This window comes from Alteromonas sp. D210916BOD_24 (assembly GCF_047159385.1).
In the GTDB taxonomy this organism is placed as follows: Bacteria; Pseudomonadota; Gammaproteobacteria; order Enterobacterales; family Alteromonadaceae; genus Alteromonas.
Map to the genome: position 1 here is coordinate 2,328,915 of NZ_AP038333.1, position 21,730 is coordinate 2,350,644.

The window sequence follows — 21,730 nt, forward strand, 5'->3', positions numbered from 1 at the left end:
TATGCGGATTCTTATAGCTGAAGATGACAGCAGGTTACTAACCCAACTTGATGCGCTACTTCAACAACACGGCTATAGCGTAGACTTAGCAGACAATGGTGAGCATGCACTTTTTTTAATAAAAGAATACAGCTACGATCTGGCCATTATCGATATAGGTATGCCAAAGTTAGATGGTTTTGAGGTGATCCGAAAAGCCAGACAAGCAGATATTTCATGTCCCATTCTTATCCTGACAGCAAGGGATCGATGGCAGGAAAAGGTAGAAGGATTAGATGCCGGCGCAGACGATTACCTTACCAAGCCTTTCCACAACGAAGAGTTGTTGGCACGTACCAAAGCGCTAATTCGACGAGCTTCAGGGCAAGCCAATCCCCTCATTCAATTTGGCCCCATTGCGCTGGATACGGTCGGAGAAGAATTATCACTTAATGGCAGTGTGTTAGACTTGACCGCCTACGAGTATAAAGTGATGGAATACTTAATGCTCAATCCACAAAAGGTAATTTCAAAAACCGAGTTAACTGAACACATCTATGATCAAGATTTTGATTTGGATAGCAATGTAATTGAGGTTTTCATCGGTAGGCTGAGAAAAAAACTCGATCCCAGTGGTGTGCTCAAGCCCATCGAAACACTGCGCGGTCGAGGTTATAGGATAAACCGAAACCTATGAGGCAACTCTCGCTTCGCCTGCGAAGTATACTCCTTGCTATTATACTACTCGCTTTGTTTGTCCCTTTCACTGTAGTCATTCTCGACGATGCTTACACGGAAAGTTTAACGCAAGCGAAAATGAGTGAACTTAGGCTAATGAATTTGGGACTATTGTCTGCTTTTGAATTAGACGGCGAGGTCCCCTTTATGCCCGAAATTCTTTACGAAGAACAATTGAACCTTCCGGGTTCAGGTTATTTGGGCGTCATTGTTTTCAGAGACAAGGTAATATGGCAATCCGCTTCAGCGCTTGAGTACACCTTTTTACCTCCGCAAATCAATGTAGCAGTAGGCAACGAATTATTTATAGAAAACCACTCACCTCGTTTTGACGAAGCGGCTGAATTCTTTGTCTATGCATTTACCGCCGAATTTGCATCTAGCAGTAATTTTGAACCTGTGCGGTTTTACATTTTTAACGACAAAGCGCTATTTGAACAAGAACGCAATACATTTGTGACCACTACCTGGCAATGGATATTTACGCTATGCATTGTACTACTGATATTTATAGCTATAGGCATTAACGTTATATTACAGCCGGTTAGGAAGCTCATTGAAGAGATTTCGTTAACCTCCAGTGGTCAAAAAAGCAAACTTGAAGCGCGTTACCCGGTTGAATTTGATTCATTAAAACAATCCATCAATGGCCTGCTTCAAACTGAAGCAGCACAGCGGACAAGATACAAAAATAGTCTAGGTGATTTGGCGCACAGCTTGAAAACCCCATTAGCGGTGGCGTCAGGAAATAAAAACCTGCCACTAGAAGTAAGCGAAGCACTGGCACAGATTAATCGCATCATTCAGCGTCAGTTGAAGCGCGCCACCGCAGGGAGTTCAGGTTGGCAAAACCCAATTGCAATCTTACCCATTCTACATAAGCTAGCCGATGCAATGGACAAAGTGTATCAAGAGAAAGCACTCACTATTGAATTTGATATCCCACCAAACACAAGTTTTAAAGGCGATGAGACCGATTTGATGGAGCTATGCGGAAACCTTCTGGATAACGCGTGTAAAGCGGCCAAGTCTCATATTACAGTGTCGGCCAACCTTAATGACAATTGGCTAACTATACACTTTGAAGATGATGGCCCAGGCATACCGGAAGACAAAAAGTTACGCTTATTGGAAAGAGGCGCAAGGCTTGATACGTATGCGGAAGGTCAAGGTATTGGTATGGCAATTGTCGCAGATCTAGTGTCTATTTATGAGGGGCGATTGTTGGTGCAAGACAGTACACTCGGTGGCGCACATATTATTGTTCAATTTCCACACCATGTGCCAATTGCTTCGTAATCAAACTTGGCCCCATAACACGTTCACCACAATGATATCGAAATTTTGGACAGGCACTTATCTGCATAAAAACTCCGGACAGACACTTGTTAATTTTAAAGTGTCTGTCCACTTTATTTTGACCTTAGGTTTTATTCCCCTCACTTGATAAGAGTACCGCCAGCCATTTGCTTTCGTCCCTCGATTCAAGTGCAATTTTCACCACCATAGTCAGTGGCACAGAGAGTAACATCCCCACCGTGCCAAGCAACCACCCCCAAAAAATTAAAGAGAGAAACACTACTAATGTAGACAGCCCCATACCTTTTCCCATCAAGCGGGGCTCAACCATATTCCCCATAATGGTATTAACCAACAAAAATCCCAGCGCAGCAAAGCCCGCCGATGCAGGCCCAAATTGAACAAATGCGATGAGTACCGCGGGAACTGCAGCGATAATAGAACCGATATTTGGAATAAAATTTAGCATAAATGCTAGAACCGCCCATAGCAGGAAATGATCTACTCCCATCACGTACAGCCAAATGCCAATAATTAGTCCCGTACCCAAACTTACTACTGTTTTAATTGCCAAGTAGCTATTTACGGATCGTATAAACCTATCGATATGTTTAAGTTTCATACCAGGATCCGCCAAAGCAATATGCAAGCGACGTGGTATGCTATCTGCTTCGAAAAGCATGAATATCACAGTAAGCAGGATCAGGAACAAATTAGAGAGTACGCCTCCCATTCCACTGATAAAGTTAGTGGCAACGGACATCGCAGTGGCAGGATCGAGATGCGAAGCGATAAGTTCACGGTTTATATGAATGTTAAATTCAGAAAGCTTTGAAACAACCCAAGCAAATTCAGAGTCTAATTTACTTCGATATTGAGGGAGGTTTTCTCTAAACTCCGTCATAGACTGACCCACCAGGCCAGCTAAAAGAAATCCAAACACTACAATCAACAGTATAACGAAAGTAATAGATAGCCACTTGGGCACGCCATACTTTGAAGTCCAATGAATTATAGGACTACAGGCTATCGCAATAAAAATAGATAAAAAGAACGGCACCATGATGGTACTAGCAGCCTTTATACCGGCCAATACCACCACTAGGCATGCTAAAACGATAAGAACTTTTGCTGTTGGCGATCGTAGTTCCATTGACATTTTGTGCTACATTCCTGATTGAAACGACAATACTTTACAACGACTTATAGTTAACTACAAACAAGAGACAACAATGAATTTCAACCTTGCCACGATTAGAATTAAAAATCTTAGACTTCGCACTTATATCGGCATTAATGAAGATGAGATCAAAAACAAGCAAGATGTTGTAGTAAATGTAAAAATTGATTACGACGCTGAAAAAGCAACAAATACAGACAACATGAATGATGCGCTAAACTATAAAATTATCACCAAGGCCATCATTAAACTTGTTGAAGACAACCGCTTCTCTCTATTAGAAAAATTGACGGCGGATGTCTTGAGTATTGCTGCCAAACACTCTGCGGTCAGGTACGCAGAAGTAGAGGTAGACAAACCTCACGCTCTAAGGTTCTCGGACTCTGTTTCACTAACGCTATCTTGTACTAAAGAAGGCTAACACGCCCCCTTATAGGAAGTGGATATGAATATTCTCATTACAGGCGGCACTGGCCTCATCGGCCGCGAATTTATCAAGCAATATAGTGATATACATCAATTTACTGTTATTACGCGAGATACTGCGCATGCCAAACGTTTGTTGGGATCATCCATATCCACTTTAAATGCAATATCAGAAATAGATGATATCGGCCACTATGACGCTGTCATAAACCTCGCGGGAGAGCCCATCGCCGATAAACGTTGGACAGACACTCAAAAAGCAATTATTTGTAAGAGTCGCTGGAAAATCACTTCCGAAATCGTCGAGAAAATAAACAACTCCCAATCTGCCCCTAAGGTTTTATTGTCAGGCTCAGCAATTGGTTACTACGGCAACCAAAAAGACAAATTGATTCATGAGCAGTCCGCACCAAATAATGAGTTTACCCATGAGCTTTGTCATAAATGGGAGACCATTGCGAATGGAGCAACCACACTAAATACCCGTGTGGTTCTTCTTAGAACTGGCGTAGTGCTAAGTAAAGTTGGGGGTGCACTCGATAAAATGGCGCTGCCTTTTAAGCTTGGAGTTGGGGGCACATTAGGTAACGCAGCGCAATATATTTCATGGATCCATATCCAAGACATGGTAAATGCGATGTCGTTTCTACTTAACAATCAAACCTGTCATGGCGCGTTCAATTTGACGGCTCCAAGACCAGTTACTAACCGAGAATTCTCAAGTATTCTCGCACACACTTTGCATAGGCCCTGCTTATTTAACGTACCAAGTTTTATTCTAAAACTCCTTATGGGTGAAGCCTCCACGCTGATATTAGAAGGCCAGCAGGTCATACCCGAGAAATTAACTGCCGCCGGATATAGATTTGATTACCCAGTTTTAGATAAAGCGCTGGACGACATCTACAATACATAATCAAAAGCAGAAGACTAAGAGTAAGCGAAAAACGTAAGCCAATAGTGCAAGAGTGCAAGAGTGCAAGAGTGCAAGAGTGCAAGAGTGGACAGACACTCACTTCAAAAGATTCAGTTAGCTGAAATAACAGCGATTGTGGACAGTCACTGTAATTGAGTGTCTGTCCACTTTATTGATTTTTTCCCTTCACTGATTAGTTTTTGTGAGTGTCTGTCCTATATCTGCTATTTCTACGCAGGTACCTAAATTCGCGCTAGCGAAATCCCCAACATTTCTAAACTATTTTCCTAAGCATTTGACTGGTATTTAATATCAGTAAACGCCAACAGCCTATCGCACCTAAAACACTCACTACACATGCGCCTACAACAGGGGCAATGGCCCAGTATTCAAAATGTAAACTTCCATCCATCTGAAATACCGAAGTCTGCAGTAAATAAAGGCTTAATTCATTAGCCAAAGCCGCCATGAAACCTGCCACTGACCCGATTATGACAAATTCAAATATGACGCTTTTTCTGATCAAATTACTTTTGGCACCTAGCGTTCGTAAAATTGCAATTTCTTGACTTCTTTCGTCCATACTTGCTTGCACTTGCGCAATTAACACAAGGCTTCCCGCTAAAAGTACAAGTACCAAAATAAATTCCACTGCAATAGAGACCTGCTCAACTATCTCTCTTAATTGATTAATACGGGCATCCACATCAAACAATGTAATCGCCCCGAAGGGTTTCAAGAGGTTGGTAAGTTCAGCTTTCTGCTCGGTTGGCAAATAGAAACTAGTAATGTAAGTTGGGTTGAACGCGGCCATCGCCTCCGGATGAATGACAAAGAAGAAGTTGGGCTGCATCGTTTGCCAATTCACTTCTCGTATGCTGCTGACTTTGGTTTCAATTATTTCACTCCCCACATTAAATGTAAGTGCATCGCCCATTTTGATATTCAGACGTTGAGCGACTTCCTTTTCAACTGAAACGGGAAACCATCCGCTTGAGGCGTCCAGCTCAACGTCACCATGCCATTCTCCTTCAGTAACTTTGTTTTCATTTTGAAGAGTGTTACTCCAGGTTAAGTTCGCTTCTCTTCCTAAACCTCTTCGACCTTCTCTATTGGGCTCGTCTTCTTTGGTCACTTCTGTATTAACGCTTTCGCCATTAACAGCAACAAAGCGTCCTCGTATGACCGGATAAAACTCTTCAATCTGCACACCGTTGTCATTGAAGTGTCTGTCCAATTCAGATTTTATGTCTGAGGTAATGTTTATTAAAAAGTAATTCGGCGTACCTTCAGGTAGCTGTGCTCGCCATTGCGAAACCATGTCATTGCGCATAACTAACACGACAAGTAATAGCATGATAGTTATAGAAAAACTGATAAGTTGAACACTATTGTCCATCGCTCTTCGCTTAATTCGTGCCCAGGCTAACTGCCAAGGCCCCATTCGTCCACTACCTAATCGTCTGCCAATGGCGATCAGCAAATAGGTTACCCCTATTAGGGCTACGACCAACACCGCACCTGAAAGAAACAAAATAGCGCTGAGTTTAATATTTTGGCTATATAGCCACATCAACACAAAGATTGCGCCTCCAGAAGTCATAAATTGCAGACTTCTTGAGCGCAAATTTGAGGTAATATCTTTTCTTAAAACACGTAAGGGCGGTACCGAAAAAAGTTGCAGAAGTGGATAGAGCGAGAACAATAACGCACAGGTCAAACCCGTGGCTACCGCTATGAGCACTGGCCTCCAGTGCCATACATTAAGTGAGACTTCCACCCTATCAGCCACAAGCACCACCACTAGTTGCTGACCAATAAAGCCAATTATCAACCCTAGCGCTATCCCTAATGCCGTAATGAGTAAAATTTGAATGAAATAAATTTTACGGATAGTTTGGCTAGTTGCCCCCAAGGTTTTCATAATCGCAACTGGATCGAAATGTCGTTGGGCGTACCGTTGTGCCGCTACGGCAATAGAAACCGCAGCAAGTACAATAGCTAAAAGGCTTGCTAAAAGAAAATAGCGCTCAGCACTGGCCACCGAACGACCAATAGCCGACTCGTCATCTGCTACAGTCCTCCACGAATGCAAATCATCATTCAGGTTTGGTAATAACCAACTAGAAAATTGTTCTAGAGAGCTCGCTTCCCCTGCAAAATAGCCAATATACCGAACACGGCTACCTGGACCCGTGACTGACGTTTTATCTAAATCGGACAGTCGCATCAAAACAATTGGATCGGTGTTAAAAATGCTAAAACCTGCATCAGGAATATCGACCAGCACACGAGATACAGTAAAAACCCCATCGCCAATCTCAATGCTATCCCCCAATGACAGGCCTAATGTTTGAAACAACCTCGATTGCACCCACACTTCACCAGGTAGCGGAAGACTATCTATTTCCGTTTTCTCGCCAAAAGGCTGATCGCTGATAGTAACAGCACCTTTGAGTGGGTAGTCTTGGTTGACGGCTCGCAAATCAACCAATGACATCTCATCGCCGTTAAACACCATAGAGCGAGTAGACACTTGTTTAGCCGTTAAAAGTCCTTCTTCGTTCGCTTTTGTCAACCAAGCTTGGTCAATAGGCTTGTCTGATCGCAGTTGAGCGTCTGCCGCGATAAATGCCGCAGAACGCGATTGTAAAGCCCCCTGCAAGCGCTCGCTAAACAGCGACAACGAAAGAACAGCTGCCACAGAAAGCACAATGGCCAGTAGCACGATTGTGAGCTCACCACGTCTCGCTTCGTGGCGAAAAAGCCGCCATGCTAAATTGAACGATGTCGACATCTCTATATCGCCTCTTTATTGTCTCGTACAGCAGTTGTCTCAGTTAATTCACCTGCATTCATAGTTAACTGGCGGTCACAATGCTCAGCAAGGGCGGTGTCATGGGTTACTAACACAAGCGTTGTGCCCTTTTCTCGATTCAATTGAAATAGTAAAGATTCAATTTTTTCACTGTTTTTCGCGTCCAAATTGCCGGTTGGTTCGTCAGCAAAGAGAATTTTAGGTGAAGTAATAAACGCACGTGCGATTGCGACACGTTGCTGCTCGCCCCCCGAAAGTTGGTTGGGAAAGTGATGAGCTCGGTGCTCGAGACCTACTTTTGTAAGGATATCTGTCGCAAGCGCTTTCGGGTCATCTAACCCAGCTATTTCTGCGGGTAACATCACGTTTTCCAGCGCAGTTAGACTTTGCACCAACATAAAGCTCTGAAATATGAACCCCACTTTATTGCCGCGTAATACGGCGCGCTGCTCTTCATTTAAATTATGTAACCCTACTCCATCAAGGTAAATTTCCCCTTCGGTTACTTCATCAAGACCAGCAAGCAAGCCTAGGAGTGTCGATTTACCTGACCCTGACGCGCCGATTATGGCAACGGACTCACCAGACTTGACTTCGAAGGAAATTGGACGAAGGATCTGTAGCGCACCTTCACTCGTATTCACTACTTTAGTTACAGAGTTAGCTTTTATCATAAGAGGTCATCAATTCGTGTTTGTTAGATTTCGTCAATTATTCGCGTTTTTCGTTATTCTTTTAATACCCGTTCAAGCACTATCAGATCAAGCAGTAGAAGATCGGAAAGCCAATAACGCTGTTCTCTTGATATTAGGCGATAGTTTATCTGCAGCGTATGGTTTACAGCAACGCGAAGGCTGGGTTAGTTTGTTACAAAAAATGTGGTTAAACGACAACATTCCGATTGAAATTGTAAATGCTGCGGTGAGTGGCGAAACCACAGATGGGGGTCTAGCGCGATTTCCAAGACTGTTAGAGCAACACTCTCCCACTCATGTTTTAATTGAACTTGGTGGCAATGACGGTCTCCAGGGTCACAATATTAAAAAAATTAAAGACAACCTACGTTCTTTGGTAGAGACGGCTAAAAAAGCTAATACCACTGTTTTTCTTCAAGAAATGCAGATCCCTTCAAATTACGGTAGGCGTTACACGGAAATGTTTACTCGTAGTTTTACCGAAGTGGCCGAAGAACAAAACGTCCAAAAAATTCCTTTTTTTCTCAGTGAAATAGCGTTAAAGAATGAGTTGATGCAAAACGATGGAATCCATCCTAATGCCATCGCTCAACCTCAAATAGCAAGTATAATGGACAGACACTTGAGAGAGTTAATACTTAAACCACAATAATTGTGCTATTTTAAAAAGCACATAGTTTTTCCAATCGAGGTTTAGTATGGATGTTTCTTCAGTTAACTCAGGACCAGTTTCAACGCTCCTTGAGTCGCCAAACCGTCCTGCGCAGCAGCAAGTTGAGCCGCGTAACGACGCGCTTCCCCAAGCGTCTCAGCCCACATCGACTCAGCAGTCATCGAGTGCTACTGATGAACGTTTGGGCTCACGTGTAGATGTATTTGTGTAAATTTCAGTGTTCTAATTACCTATTTTTTGTGGACAGACACTCAAATAGACATTGTGACCGTCCAATTTAGTAAGAATAAAGTCAAATGGACAGACACCTGCTGTCTTTCGAGTGCCTGTCCAATAAACTCTGTCTGCACCCAATATTCCACCTCATGTAAAGTTGCATAAAACTGCTCTGTAGAGCAGTTCACAATCCTATCCAAAGCTTCATAATGGAAAAAAATTTAGAGGATATGGATATGCCTTTACCCCGTTACAAGCAAATTAATGTGGAAGTAACACCTTATTATCACTGCATTTCTCGTTGTGTAAGACAGTCTTATCTTTGCGGAAAAGATAGCAAAACTGGAATGAATTATGAGCATAGAAGGAAGTGGATCCAACAACGCCTTCACAAGTTATCTCAAGTTTTTGCTATTGATTTGTGTGCCTACGCCGTCATGCACAATCACCTACACGTAGTACTACATGTAGCAAAAGGGAGGGCCGAAGGCTGGAGTATGGATGAAGTTTTGTTGCGTTGGCGCATGTTCTACAAATGTCCACCTGTAGTTCAGCGGTATTTCGAGGTAGAAGAGACATCTTTGTCTGAGCTGGAACGCAAGGAAATTAAAGCGTTTTCAGTTATATACCGCCATCGCTTGCAAGATATCAGTTGGTTTATGAAGTTATTGAATGAATATATTGCAAGGCGAGCAAATAAAGAGGATGAATGCAAAGGGTACTTTTGGGAAAGGAGATTTCGCTCGCAAGCGATATTGGATGAAAAAGCACTCGCTTCTGTTATGGCCTATGTTGATTTAAACCCAATTAGAGCAAACATCGCCAACTCTCTCAATCGTTCAAATTACACCAGCATCCAGTATCGACTCAATGCCAAAAAGGCCAATAAAAAGCCTAAATTTTTAATGCCTTTTAAAAATCAAAGCCATCAAAATGAACAGTATATCCCGTTTCATTTGGATGATTACATCTCACTGCTGCACAGTACCTTGTCTAATCGACGCGCCAGGCCTGTATCTACCATAATAACCCTACCGAGTAGATTACTTCATCAATTAGGTCTCAACGAAAACAACTGGGAATTTGTGACACAAAACTTTGAGCGCCTTTTCTCCGGCCCCGTAGGGTCGCCGGAAGCAATGAATAATTTTGCTTTTCAATGCGGTAGGGCTTCTCGCCCTCAGGTCGCCAATGCCGTTCGATACTTATCATAAAAAAGGGCTCCTTAATAGAAGCCCTATATACTCATGTATCGACTTTAGTCACCGCGTTGATAATGGGATGGTACGGCGTTGCCAGACTTCCCTAAAGACAAGTATCTATCTCTAAGACGCGTTTGACGAGACTCCAGTTTCACAGGAGCGCCATCTATAAAGACAGCTTCAGCTGCCTCTGTCACTTCCAGTGGGTCACCAGACCATATAACAATATCAGCAGAATTCCCTGCTTTTAAGCTTCCCACCTTATCGGATAAGCCAAAGATTTCGGCAGGCACTAAAGTCAAACTTTCTAATCCCGCCTCATGGGGTAAGCCATTGGCTACCGCGTTCCCTGCGTGTTGAGCCGCTAAGCGAATGTTATGTGTGTCCATCCCGATAGCAACTCTCACTCCAGCTTGGTGTAAACGAGCAGCATTACTTAAGGTTGCCCCCATTTGGTCAAAGCCTCCAGGTAAATTGTATTCTGGATCTATCACTACAGGGATGGATGCCTCTGCAAGTTCATCTGCTACGCGCCATGCTTCGACACCATGTACCAATACTACTTTGACAGATGGGTGTCTGTCCTTAAAAGCTATTACTTGACGTATATCTGCAGCGCGATCGGCACGCATAAGTAATGGAACCTCTCCAGAAAGTACCCGCTTTAACGCTTTGACATCTAATCGCGAGTTCAACCCATACCACGGTTTTTCTGCTGACATTGATGTAGAGGCCTTGTTCGCTTCATCGAAAAGCTTGTCTAACATCACCCAAAGCGCTGCGCGCGAACCACCTGTGTGCTCAGCACCTTCTCCACCCACATCGATTGTCATAAACGCAGAAGACTTCAAAAGCGGTGTCTGTCCACTAAGTTTGATTACGGCGCCAAGTCCACCAAATAAGTAATGACTACTAGTAATTGCAGTAGCGGCAGCAGTCATTCCTTCTAACCGTGTAATGGCTAGTAAAGAACTGTCTGGGTTAATGGCGTATTGTACGTCAAGGGCTGCGCCTGTGTTTGAGACTGGCGTTTTTTCAATACTGGCATCCACGACGCCCGATGAAGAAGAAACTTCCACAAGTCCTAGAGAAGTCAACGCACCGATGAAGCCAGGCGTAACTACTTTACCGGTAGCGTCGATGTGCTGATAACCTTCAGGAACTTCGGTACTTTTTGAAATGGACTCTATTCGACCGTCGGAGATAAGTACACTGCCTCCCTCAATTATACCTTGAGGTGTCATCGTGTGGATTTTCCCACCCACAATGGCATAGTTGTCAGCAACTGCGGAAGTCATCACTGAAAGTGATGCTATAAGTACGGCTAGCTTTCTCATTTTGTATCTCCTTCACCGACTTGGCCAAGCTCAAAATCACTTACAGGCCATGAATTGTCATCTGTTAATGAGTAGGCTAACCCACCATCGATATAAACCATTTCTGCTTTCGTGTAAGTAGAAAAGGGGTTGCCGTTCCAAAGTACAATATCAGCTTGCTTGCCTGCCTCGAGCGACCCTGTTTTATCAAATATACCTAACGACTTTGCAGGATTAGCAGACAGCCAGGTCCAAGCTTCTTCCATGGAAATATCAATACCCGCACGCAAACCATCTGACCACGCTTTCGCTGCTTCTTGGTTTAGTCGTTGAATCCCCAAGTCACTATCTGAGTGGACAATCGCACATGCGCCGGCCTGATGAACCGCTGGGATGTTCTCGCGAATTCCATCATAAGCTTCCATCTTAAAGCCCCACCAATCTGCCCACATAGCCGAACACACGTTGTTGGCCTTTAACTTGTCTGCAATTTTGTAGGCTTCTACCGCATGATGAAAAGTACCAATGTTGTAATTGAACTCTTTCATGACGTCCATCATCACCGTCATTTCATCCGCGCGATAACAATGCATATGTACTAAAATCTCACCTTTCAGCGCCCCGGCTAGTGTTTCCAGTTTAAGATCGCGCTTTGGCGGTGTTGGGTTTTTCCCTGCTTCGTAGTCCCGCTCGTAAGCGTCCCACTTGCGCATGTAATCTTGCGCATCAGACCAGGCTTGACGATAACCAGCAACGTTACCCATTCGCGTCATCGGCCCGCCCTTTTGCCCGTATACTCGCTTTGGATTTTCCCCACAAGCCATTTTCATCCCGTAGGGCGCCTCAGGGAATTTCATGTCTTGCATCGTTCTATTAGGTACGTTTTTGAGCACCACAGAACGGCCACCAAATAAATTAGCTGAACCTGGTAAGATTTGAAGCGCTGTTACTCCCCCAGCTAGTGCCCGCCCAAAACCTGGGTCTTGCGGCCACACTGAGTGCTCTGCCCACACTTGTGCAGTAACGGGGTTAGTCATTTCATTACCATCTGAGTGAGATCGCGTAGACGGTGAGGGGTACACGCCTAGATGGCTGTGATTATCGATTATTCCCGGTGTTACCCACTTTCCTTGTCCATCGACTACGACGGTATTTTCTGCAGTTTCGAGTGTCTGTCCACTTTTTGCGATAGCTTGGATCTTTCCATCGGAAAAGTAGATGCTGCCACTGTCTATTTTATTACCCACGCCATCTAAAATGGTCACATTTGTGATCAAGGTTGGCTCGCCTTTAATAGGCGTATAAGTACTTGGATATGGGTTAGGATTAATTGTGACTTTTGGTGATTGCGCTGTGTCTTGTTTGGCCTCTTGGGTACATGCCGTCAGAATCAGTGACGCCATGCAGGCCATTGAGAGCACGAGCTTGGAAGGTGTAATGTTCATGTTGTCCCCAGAGCTATTTTTATTATTTGGATCACACTAGATATGCGTACTATTCACACACGAGTGAATCATCAGCCTAGCGAAACACGCGAATATTGCCAAGTAGCACTGGGGTAAAACGTTTGTTTAGTGCGAGGACTGGCGCGCTAAAACTTCAACGATGTCATCAGAATTAGTTAAACGCCGAATATCATTAAACAAAACTTCTGCTTCAGGGTATTGTTTTTTTAAATAGCCACACCATTGCTTAATACGATTGGGGTAATATTTACCCTTGTCACCAAAAATTTCATACCCAGAATACTGAATAAGTAATGAGGCCAACTCTGGCCATGGCATAGGCGCCTCATCATGCTTAATACACCGGGCTAAATTGGGTAAGGCAAGTGCTCCTCGCCCTATCATTAGGTTTACGCAATCTGATTGTTGTTGACAGCGCTTTGCGTCTTCTGCACTCCAAATTTCGCCATTTGCCACCAATGGAATGTTGGTATGTTGCTTTATTTTGGCTATCCAATCCCAATATGCTGGCGGCTTGTAACCCTCTGTTTTGGTTCGAGCATGAACGACTAATTCAGATGCCCCCGCCTCAGTAATCGCAATGGCATTTTCGATGGCCAATGACTTATCCTCAAAGCCTAATCTGATCTTTGCAGACACTGGTATATTGCTAGGTACCGCCTCCCTTACCGCTTTGACAATATTGTAGAGGGTTTGTGTCTCTTTGAGTAAAACCGCTCCCCCTTTGCTTTTATTCACAGTTTTTGCCGGGCAGCCAAAATTAAGATCGACACCAGGGGAGCCCAAAGCAACTGCGGTTTCCGCATTTTCCGCCAGCCATTGAGGGTGTTGCCCTAACAGCTGCACGCGGACAGGGACGCCGGAGGCGGTCTTTCCACCGTGATGTAATTCAGGACAAAGACGATAAAAGGTTTTATGAGGTAGTTTTTGATCAACAACCCTGACAAACTCCGTCACACACTGATCAAAGCCCCCGACGCGGGTAAGCATATCTCTCATCAGGTGATCCACAACCCCTTCCATCGGGGCAAGCATTACTTTCATCAGGGTAAATCTCAATAAAACAGCAGAAAATCGGCGCGAGAGTTTACCAAAAAGACCGCTTAGTCTCTATCAAATAAGATTAAATTAGCTTCGTTAAAGCGCCTTTGGCAAAGAAAGCGAACTACCGGATCCTCAAAGAAGTGTCTGTCCGAAAGTGACTAGGATGAAAAACGTGCCCCTATCAAATGACCTGCTCAACTAAGTGTATTGTAACGAAGTGTCTGTCCAACACTGGGTTCAACATTGAATTGAAACGAAGTGCCTGTCCAATAATTTATTATCAATTTTGTAGGTGGGTTAATTCACTCAATCGCTGGAGTACAGCAGCTCTTTGTTGCTCTGTGTACCCCTGCCAGTTCACAATTTCAACAAGAGTGCGGTTACAGCCGACGCAAACATCTTCATCGTTTAACTTACACTGGCCGACACAAGGAGAAGGTAATGTCATATCAGGTTCGATTTTATTTCGTAAGGTTAGGTTTTTGTGTAGATATCGCAATAGTGGCCAGCGTCGCTTCAGACAATTCCTTATTCGACCACAAGCAGACAAAACAACCAAACTTTGATTCCAAATAGGATGAAAACTCTGTGTCTGTCCTACCTTCATACTGCACAAGTCGTTGTTTGTTGCCGTCGTATATCACCGCTGAATATAAAAACACACTAAGCCCTCTCGTAAGAAGGCTTAAATATACATCTAGACGTCTAAACGTTCAAGCGTCTATTTCATATATTCTAATGCGGCGCAAATAGCCGCGACTTGCGCGTCATTACAGTTTTGAGCCGTCGCATTTTGGCTATCTGGGTATACTTCCGTAGTCGTCACATACGTGGCGTCGGTCATCCCACCGCATAAATGTAATACTTTTTTGTCATAACAAATCACCCCTTCGCTGACGACATCGGCACCAATGATCTTTCCATCTTCATCGGGCGGCGCAATATGGGTAACCTGCTTCACACCATCAATAATGGCTTTTTGAAATGCCAATTGTGGGCGCGTGGTATTCGCGACAGTATAGAAACCATCGGGAATGTTCCAATTATCGTGAGTTGTACCATCGCGTGCTGCTAATGCCGGTCTAAACTCGCTGTTATCGGTATCTGTGGTTTCATGCAAATCTATATGCAAGGTAGGTGTTAAAGGTAGTGATTGGACAAACTGGAGCAACTGCGCTGATTCTGGCGCTGGAGAATTAGCATAAAACGAACGATTAGGATCGAGCGCCAAAGGGTTCCAACGATTTATCGTCTCATAGCCCCAAGGACTGACACAGGGCACTACAACAATGTTAAAAACCTCGCCATACTGAGCGAGATGCTTTTCGATAAATTGCAACGCCCCTTGTACTCCGCTAGTCTCATAGCCATGTACGCCACCTGTTACTAAGGCTGTCGATTTTGACTCATCAAAGGTTTTGGGTAAAACCGCATATAGGGGATAGCGAGCTTCATCATAAGGCAATGCGCCATATTGGGTTTGCTCAAAACCCGCAGGGACGATTTTTTCAAGTTTGTTAAGTACTTCTTCTTTGTAACTGCGCTTTACACGTTGTGACGAATACCATTGCGTTTTTTCGGCTTCTCCCCAAGGCTGACCTGGAGTTCCTATTGGATAATGGTTCATAAAAATCCTCTTTGTTGTTGCTGCAATGATAACAGTTCCCTCTCCTCTTCCGTATTGTTTTATGATTCAAATCTGTCGGAGCAATTACTCGAGCCATACGGTGATTTATTGAAGTTCAGCAGCGCTATTAATGGTAAGGAAGTACCTTTGTGAGAGAAGGTATTTGAGTTTATGTCAATTATTCGGTGACAAAGTGTCTGTCCCTTTTTGAGGAAAGTGTCTGTCCCTTTTTATTTATCCACTTTTTATTATCAAAGATGAGGAGGGAAGACAGTGCCTGTCCCTTTTTGATTGATTGTGAAGTGAAGGCGAAAAAAAAACCAGCCGATTGGCTGGTTTTTTTATATGGCGTCCCCTAGGGGATTCGAACCCCTGTTACCGCCGTGAAAGGGCGGTGTCCTAGGCCTCTAGACGAAGGGGACAAAATTTCTGCCAATGTTGCACTGCAACATTGAAATTTTGTAAGGCGAATCACGATTTATCGTGAGAGCGACCTTTACCTAGGCACTCTCGAAAGCTCTGCTTTCGAGATTTTCTGTAAGGTGAGATGAGCACTGCGAATCGAGCGACCTTATCCTTACCGAAATTTCCGGCCGAAGTTAAAAACTCCAGCCTATTTCACAGTATTAATCGACTGTGACGCGATATATATGGCGTCCCCTAGGGGATTCGAACCCCTGTTACCGCCGTGAAAGGGCGGTGTCCTAGGCCTCTAGACGAAGGGGACAAAATTTATGCCAATGTTGCACTGCAACATTGAAATTTTGTAAGGCGAATCACGATTTATCGTGAGAGCGACCTTTACCTAGGCACTCTCGAAAACTCTGCTTTCGAGATTTTCAGTAAATGAGATGAGCACTGCGAATCGAGCGACCTTATCCTTACCGAAATTTCCGGTCGAAGTTAATAACTCCAGCCTATTTCACAGTATTAATCGACTGTGACGCGATGAATATGGCGTCCCCTAGGGGATTCGAACCCCTGTTACCGCCGTGAAAGGGCGGTGTCCTAGGCCTCTAGACGAAGGGGACAAAATTTCTGCCAATGCTGCACTGCAACATTGAAATTTTGTAAGGCGAATCACGATTTATCGTGAGAGCGACCTTTACCTAGGCACTCTCGAAAGCTCTGCTTTCGAGATTTTCTGTAAGGCGAGATGAGCACTGTGAATCGAGCGACCTTATCCTTACCGAAATTTCCGGCCGAAGTTAATAACTCCAGCCTATTTCACAGTATTAATCGACTGTGACGCGATGAATATGGCGTCCCCTAGGGGATTCGAACCCCTGTTACCGCCGTGAAAGGGCGGTGTCCTAGGCCTCTAGACGAAGGGGACAGAAATTTTGTTCAGTGAAGCGAAGCATCACTAAATTTCTGTAAGGAGAGGTGAGCTCTGCGAACCGAGCGACCTTATTCTTACTGAAATTTCTATCCGAAGTTTACTAAACTTCAGCCTATATCAAACCACAACTCAATGTGATTTGGTGGAGCCAGGCGGGATCGAACCGCCGACCTCCTGCATGCCATGCAGGCGCTCTCCCAGCTGAGCTATGGCCCCGTCATAGTGCCAGTCAGTTTTATGTGACTGTTCCGTGACAGCGGGGCGCATTCTAGGCATCCCCCCCTGTCATGTCAACGGTTTTTTTATGAATTTTCTCTGTTTGCTATAAAAGTAAGCGCTTTGTCGATTCTCTCGCCAACTTTCTCTTTTGAGAGTAGATTCAAGGTGATATCTAACGACGGCGAGTTACCTCCCCCCGTTACCGCTACACGTAACGGCATACCTACTTTACCCATACCTACTTCCAATTGTTCAGCAGTGGCATTGATCGCCGATTGAATGTTCTCTGGGTTCCATTCGTCAATAGCCATTAATTTAGCTTTAACGACTTCAAGAGGCTCTTTTGCGACTGGGCGAAGATGCTTTTTCGCCGCGTTCGCATCAAAATCGTCGTAGTCTTGATAAAAGTATGTAGAAATCTCAGCGAGTTCTTTTAGTGTCTTGACTCTATCGGCTTGAATAGCAATAACAGATTCAAGTGCAGGCCCAGCTGTTAAATCGACATTTAACGCATCAAAATGCCACATTGCATGTGATGCCACCTCACTGGCAGGTAGCGTTTTAATATAATGCTGATTAAGCCAAATGAGTTTTTCTGTATTAAAGGCAGACGCTGATTGACCAATTGCGTCTAAACTGAATTTTTCAATCATCTCATCAATCGAGAAGATTTCTTGATCACCATGAGACCAGCCCAGTCTTACCAGATAATTGAGCACCGCCTGTGGCAGGAAGCCGTCGTCGCGATATTGCATAACGCTAACTGCACCATGGCGCTTCGACAATTTCTTACCGTCATCGCCTAAAATCATCGAAACGTGGGCATATTCAGGAATGGGAGCGCCTAAAGCCTTCAGGATGTTAATTTGACGCGGCGTATTGTTGATGTGATCTTCACCACGTACCACATGAGTGATACCCATATCCCAATCGTCAACCACCACACAGAAGTTATAGGTAGGCGTGCCGTCAGAGCGTTGAATAATCAAATCATCAAGTTCAGTATTGCTGATTTCGATTTTACCTCTTACGTGATCGTTAATAACCACCTTACCTTCCAGAGGGTTCTTGAAGCGGATGACAAATGGCTGACCTTCTGGGTGATCAGTTCTTTCTCTCCACGTACCGGGATAACGAGGCTTTTCACCACGTTCTTTTTGCCCTTCACGAATGGCATCTAGCTCTTCTGCACTCATAAAGCACTTATATGCTTTCCCTTCATCCAAAAGCTGCTGAATAAGTTCTTTGTAGCGATCAAAGCGATCAGTCTGATAGATAGGACCTGTATCCCACGTTAGTCCTAGCCATAACATACCATCTAAAATAGCTTGCTTGGCTTCTTCAGTTGAACGTTCAATATCTGTATCTTCTATACGAAGTACAAACTCACCACCTTTGCTCTTTGCTAAAAGCCAAGAATAAAGCGCTGTTCTTGCGCCACCAACGTGAAGATAGCCTGTTGGGCTGGGTGCAAATCGTGTTACAACCGACATGGTCACTCTCTATTTGTTAATAAGTTTCAAAAGTTGCGCGCATTCTACCAGTGTCAGCGAGACTTCAAAAGCGAGTTAGCACCCACAGCACGAAGAATCGTAAAAAACGGTATATAAAGTGTATATAGTGGACAGGCACTGGCTTTACCCACTTCCTAATCTCGTAAACTAAAAAGCGGACAGACACTCGCCTTACCCACTTCCTAACCTCGCAAACTAAAAAGCGGACAGACACTCGCCTTACCCACTTCCTAACCTCGCAAACTAAAAAGCGGACAGACACTCGCCTTACCCACTTCCTAACCTCGCAAACTAAAAAGCGGACAGACACTCGCCTTACCCACTTCCTAAACTCGCAAACTAAAAAGTGGACAGACACTCGCCTTACCCACTTCCTAACCTCGCAAACTAAAAAGTGAAACTAAAAAGTGGACAGACACTTTTTACTTCCTAACTAATCTCTCAAAACCAGTGGTGAACAAATCGAGACAAATTGAAACAAACAGGTACTTTTTTTATAAATCGGACAGACACTCTTTAACTAAAACGCTGCTCTTTTCATCAATTTAGTTAAGATGCCAGCAGAATGTTTAAAATTCGGGCAGCCAGTCATTTTTATTTAATTTTATTGTTGACACTAACGGAACCGACTCTATAATACCGCCCCACTTGCTTCGGCAAGGTGTGAAATTTATGGACGCTTAGCTCAGTTGGGAGAGCATCGCCCTTACAAGGCGAGGGTCACTGGTTCAAGCCCAGTAGCGTCCACCATCTTTCTTTAGATAAAATTTCAACACGCATCACAAATTTCGGACGCTTAGCTCAGTTGGGAGAGCATCGCCCTTACAAGGCGAGGGTCACTGGTTCAAGCCCAGTAGCGTCCACCATCTTCTTTAGATGAAATTTAAGCATGCATCAAAAATGGACGCTTAGCTCAGTTGGGAGAGCATCGCCCTTACAAGGCGAGGGTCACTGGTTCAAGCCCAGTAGCGTCCACCATCTTCTCTAGATGGAACTTCAAAAAAATCAAAATACGGACGCTTAGCTCAGTTGGGAGAGCATCGCCCTTACAAGGCGAGGGTCACTGGTTCAAGCCCAGTAGCGTCCACCATTTCCATTTCACGCATAATTCAATCATTATCTTTTTTTGATTCTATAAAAGTTATCGCGTTGGAATTTATTGCTTAACTCCCCTTCCCCCCTGAAACCTTCTGCTTTTAGTTTCAAAAATAATTCATTTCATTACCGTGCTGTTTGTGGGGAAAGAACTATACTCATTACTGGGGTCTATTGATCTTGGTTGTACATTTTGCAGTGATTTTAATGCTGTTTTGGCAGATCGAATGTTTGAAGATCCACTAGGCATAGATGCTTTTTTATTTTAGTGAATGTAATCATTCCCGACAGGGCTTAAACGGATGAAACCTCACTTAGCCAACAACACGCGGCTGTTAATTGCAGAGGAACAAGTACTGGCAAAAAGTCATATGCACTATGCCCTTGAGCAATTGGGCTTTAAAAGCATGGACTATGTTGATAAGCCTCATGATGCCCTAGCTGCCGTTCAAGAGTACGATTACGATGCCATCATTTGTTCGTATGGATTAGGTTCAGAACAGGGTGGTTATTGCTTATTAGAACAACTTATTGATGAGCACCTAGTCCCTCTAACCAGTGCGTTTATTTTTGTTAGCGCTGATACATCTAAAGAAGTCATTAATGCCATAATCGAACTTCAACCCGATGAATTTATCGCTAAACCCTTTTCTGTCAATGAGTTGGATAAGCGCTTGTCCCGCGCCCTAGCGCGTAAAAAGGCGCTTAAAAACGTTTATTTGTACATGGACAGAAAAGAGTTTGAAAAAGCGCTGGAAGAAATTGATTACTTTTTGCTACAACCAGATAACGCGGAGTATTTTCCCCTCGCGTTAAAGGTTAAAGGTGATTTATTTTTGCTAACTAAGCGATTCCACGAGGCCATTGCATTTTATGAGTCAATCATCAATGTACAAGACTTCAGTTGGGCTAAATTAGGCTTAGCCAGTAGCTACCTTGCCATTAACGAATTTGATGTGGCGGAGAAGGAAATTATTCAATTGGCATTACGCCCCGATGCAACCTTGCCAGCATACGACCTTCTGGCTAAGCTTCAAATTAAACAATCTGCCTTCGATGACGCGTTGGAAAGTACGTCACTGGCGTGCGATATGTCACCAAGAAACATTTCCAGGCATCAACAAGCTATCGATCTCGCCAGAATCACTCATGATTACGAAAATCAATTTAACAGCGCCAAAAAATTAGTGCGCTACGCGAAGGACTCCATTCACGATAAGCCAGATATCTATCTCACCGCAGCCCGAAGCGGGGTTGATTTTGCGATGACAGCAGATCCCCAACAAGTCAGTAATATTGTAAAACAGGCCAGCGATTACTTACGCCAATTAAAACGTGCCCACCCCAAAGCACAATACAATGACGAACTTGTGGTGCTCGACGCCAGATTACACTACTTGCAGGACGATTTAGCTAAAGCGCAGTCTTTACTTTCTGAGAACAATATTGATCATGACCAATTTCATTCCACCGAAGCATTACTCGATAGAGCCAAGGCATTGCATGAAGTAGGTATGACAGCTAAGTCCATTGAAATATTAGACAACCTAGTGGCTAAGCAGGCTACACACCAAGACGATGATAATCTGCTATCGACTTATTTAAAGCAGGAACAATCAGAGAAGAAAGCCATTTCATTGAGTCCAAAAGCCTTAAACAACACAGCGGTGGCGTATTACAAACAGGGCAATCTTGATGAATCTTACCAATTTTTTGTACAAGCCTTTACGGTAATGCCCAAAAATCCATCTATCGCACTCAATTATTTACAAGCTATTTTACGGGCACGGGAAGCAAACATTCCCCCCCACCCCAATTCGTCGCAAGCAATTAGAAAATGTCGAGAAACGTTAGAAACGGCGACACTGTCTGAAGAACAACAGTCTCGCTATCACTCTGTACTACAAATGTTAAATGTAAACCCCCAATATGCCCATGCCCCTCAATAGAAATAGCAGCAACATA

General features: G+C 43.9%; 17 protein-coding genes and 9 tRNA genes. 12 read left to right on the forward strand and 14 right to left on the reverse strand.

Features of this window, described 5'->3' with window-relative positions; genetic code table 11:
• Window position 1: 1 nt before the first annotated feature.
• Both ACMCM8_RS10130 and ACMCM8_RS10135 read left to right on the forward strand, forming a co-directional pair.
• Complete coding sequence (locus tag ACMCM8_RS10130) at window positions 2–676, forward strand: response regulator transcription factor (RefSeq protein WP_412722520.1); 675 nt, start codon at window positions 2–4, stop codon at window positions 674–676.
• Window positions 673–2,016: an ATP-binding protein gene (locus ACMCM8_RS10135; protein WP_412722521.1), complete on the forward strand. Its 1,344-nt coding sequence runs from the start codon at window positions 673–675 to the stop codon at window positions 2,014–2,016. The genes ACMCM8_RS10130 and ACMCM8_RS10135 overlap by 4 nt, the downstream gene beginning before the upstream one ends.
• A 124-nt stretch (window positions 2,017–2,140) precedes the next feature.
• Here the strand turns inward: ACMCM8_RS10135 and ACMCM8_RS10140 are convergent, their stop codons facing one another.
• Window positions 2,141–3,175 carry an AI-2E family transporter gene (locus ACMCM8_RS10140; protein ID WP_412722522.1) on the reverse strand — a complete coding sequence of 345 codons (1,035 nt, stop codon included), beginning with the start codon at window positions 3,173–3,175 and terminating at the stop codon, window positions 2,141–2,143.
• A 73-nt stretch (window positions 3,176–3,248) separates the two neighbouring features.
• Between ACMCM8_RS10140 and folX the strand changes: the two genes are divergently transcribed.
• Window positions 3,249–3,617 (forward strand): dihydroneopterin triphosphate 2'-epimerase, encoded by a 369-nt coding sequence (folX, locus tag ACMCM8_RS10145; RefSeq protein ID WP_412722523.1) that lies wholly within the window; start codon window positions 3,249–3,251, stop codon window positions 3,615–3,617.
• A 24-nt stretch (window positions 3,618–3,641) separates the two neighbouring features.
• A complete protein-coding gene (locus tag ACMCM8_RS10150; RefSeq protein WP_412722524.1) occupies window positions 3,642–4,538 on the forward strand; it encodes a TIGR01777 family oxidoreductase in 897 nt (298 codons plus the stop codon).
• A 274-nt stretch (window positions 4,539–4,812) separates the two neighbouring features.
• Here the strand turns inward: ACMCM8_RS10150 and ACMCM8_RS10155 are convergent, their stop codons facing one another.
• Together ACMCM8_RS10155 and ACMCM8_RS10160 are read right to left on the reverse strand one after the other, a co-directional pair.
• Window positions 4,813–7,335 carry an ABC transporter permease gene (locus ACMCM8_RS10155; RefSeq protein ID WP_412722525.1) on the reverse strand — a complete coding sequence of 841 codons (2,523 nt, stop codon included), beginning with the start codon at window positions 7,333–7,335 and terminating at the stop codon, window positions 4,813–4,815.
• 2 nt (window positions 7,336–7,337) lie between these two features.
• The gene (locus tag ACMCM8_RS10160; RefSeq protein ID WP_412722526.1) at window positions 7,338–8,030 is read right to left on the reverse strand and encodes an ABC transporter ATP-binding protein; all 693 of its coding nucleotides are present in this window, start codon (window positions 8,028–8,030) and stop codon (window positions 7,338–7,340) included.
• A 16-nt stretch (window positions 8,031–8,046) separates the two neighbouring features.
• Between ACMCM8_RS10160 and ACMCM8_RS10165 the strand changes: the two genes are divergently transcribed.
• The 3 genes from ACMCM8_RS10165 (at window position 8,047) to ACMCM8_RS10175 (ending at window position 10,154) form a co-directional block, all read left to right on the forward strand.
• Window positions 8,047–8,703: an arylesterase gene (locus ACMCM8_RS10165; protein WP_412722527.1), complete on the forward strand. Its 657-nt coding sequence runs from the start codon at window positions 8,047–8,049 to the stop codon at window positions 8,701–8,703.
• A gap of 46 nt (window positions 8,704–8,749) precedes the next feature.
• On the forward strand, window positions 8,750–8,935 hold the full coding sequence (locus ACMCM8_RS10170; protein WP_412722528.1) for a hypothetical protein: 186 nt from the start codon (window positions 8,750–8,752) through the stop codon (window positions 8,933–8,935).
• 214 nt (window positions 8,936–9,149) lie between these two features.
• Complete coding sequence (locus tag ACMCM8_RS10175; RefSeq protein ID WP_412722529.1) at window positions 9,150–10,154, forward strand: hypothetical protein; 1,005 nt, start codon at window positions 9,150–9,152, stop codon at window positions 10,152–10,154.
• 44 nt (window positions 10,155–10,198) lie between these two features.
• Here ACMCM8_RS10175 and ACMCM8_RS10180 read toward each other — a convergent pair whose 3' ends face one another.
• From ACMCM8_RS10180 to gltX, 11 genes are all read right to left on the reverse strand, one after another.
• Window positions 10,199–11,479, reverse strand: a complete 1,281-nt coding sequence (locus tag ACMCM8_RS10180; protein ID WP_412722530.1) for an amidohydrolase family protein — start codon at window positions 11,477–11,479, stop codon at window positions 10,199–10,201.
• A complete protein-coding gene (locus ACMCM8_RS10185; RefSeq protein ID WP_412722531.1) occupies window positions 11,476–12,903 on the reverse strand; it encodes an amidohydrolase in 1,428 nt (475 codons plus the stop codon). Before ACMCM8_RS10185 ends, ACMCM8_RS10180 begins: the two co-directional genes overlap by 4 nt.
• Window positions 12,904–13,029: 126 nt before the next feature.
• Window positions 13,030–13,968, reverse strand: coding sequence for a tRNA dihydrouridine(16) synthase DusC (dusC, locus tag ACMCM8_RS10190; RefSeq protein ID WP_412722532.1), 939 nt, complete (start codon window positions 13,966–13,968; stop codon window positions 13,030–13,032).
• A 280-nt stretch (window positions 13,969–14,248) separates the two neighbouring features.
• Entirely contained in the window at window positions 14,249–14,575 is a 327-nt protein-coding gene (locus tag ACMCM8_RS10195; RefSeq protein WP_412722533.1) for a DUF1289 domain-containing protein, read from the reverse strand.
• A gap of 114 nt (window positions 14,576–14,689) precedes the next feature.
• Window positions 14,690–15,595 (reverse strand): M14 family metallopeptidase, encoded by a 906-nt coding sequence (locus ACMCM8_RS10200; protein ID WP_412722534.1) that lies wholly within the window; start codon window positions 15,593–15,595, stop codon window positions 14,690–14,692.
• Window positions 15,596–15,941: 346 nt separating this feature from the next.
• Window positions 15,942–16,017: transfer RNA gene (locus ACMCM8_RS10205), tRNA-Glu, on the reverse strand.
• A gap of 229 nt (window positions 16,018–16,246) precedes the next feature.
• Window positions 16,247–16,322 (reverse strand) — tRNA-Glu (locus ACMCM8_RS10210).
• Between the two features lie 228 nt (window positions 16,323–16,550).
• Window positions 16,551–16,626 (reverse strand) — tRNA-Glu (locus tag ACMCM8_RS10215).
• Between the two features lie 229 nt (window positions 16,627–16,855).
• Window positions 16,856–16,931 (reverse strand) — tRNA-Glu (locus ACMCM8_RS10220).
• A 146-nt stretch (window positions 16,932–17,077) separates the two neighbouring features.
• Window positions 17,078–17,153 (reverse strand) — tRNA-Ala (locus ACMCM8_RS10225).
• A gap of 86 nt (window positions 17,154–17,239) precedes the next feature.
• Window positions 17,240–18,649 carry a glutamate--tRNA ligase gene (gltX, locus tag ACMCM8_RS10230; protein WP_412722535.1) on the reverse strand — a complete coding sequence of 470 codons (1,410 nt, stop codon included), beginning with the start codon at window positions 18,647–18,649 and terminating at the stop codon, window positions 17,240–17,242.
• Window positions 18,650–19,344: 695 nt separating this feature from the next.
• Between gltX and ACMCM8_RS10235 the strand changes: the two genes are divergently transcribed.
• The 5 genes from ACMCM8_RS10235 (at window position 19,345) to ACMCM8_RS10255 (ending at window position 21,714) form a co-directional block, all read left to right on the forward strand.
• Window positions 19,345–19,420 (forward strand) — tRNA-Val (locus ACMCM8_RS10235).
• Between the two features lie 40 nt (window positions 19,421–19,460).
• Window positions 19,461–19,536 (forward strand) — tRNA-Val (locus tag ACMCM8_RS10240).
• A 36-nt stretch (window positions 19,537–19,572) separates the two neighbouring features.
• Window positions 19,573–19,648, forward strand: a tRNA-Val gene (locus ACMCM8_RS10245).
• A 36-nt stretch (window positions 19,649–19,684) separates the two neighbouring features.
• Window positions 19,685–19,760: transfer RNA gene (locus ACMCM8_RS10250), tRNA-Val, on the forward strand.
• A 307-nt stretch (window positions 19,761–20,067) separates the two neighbouring features.
• Window positions 20,068–21,714, forward strand: a complete 1,647-nt coding sequence (locus ACMCM8_RS10255; protein ID WP_412722536.1) for a response regulator — start codon at window positions 20,068–20,070, stop codon at window positions 21,712–21,714.
• Window positions 21,715–21,730: the final 16 nt, after the last annotated feature.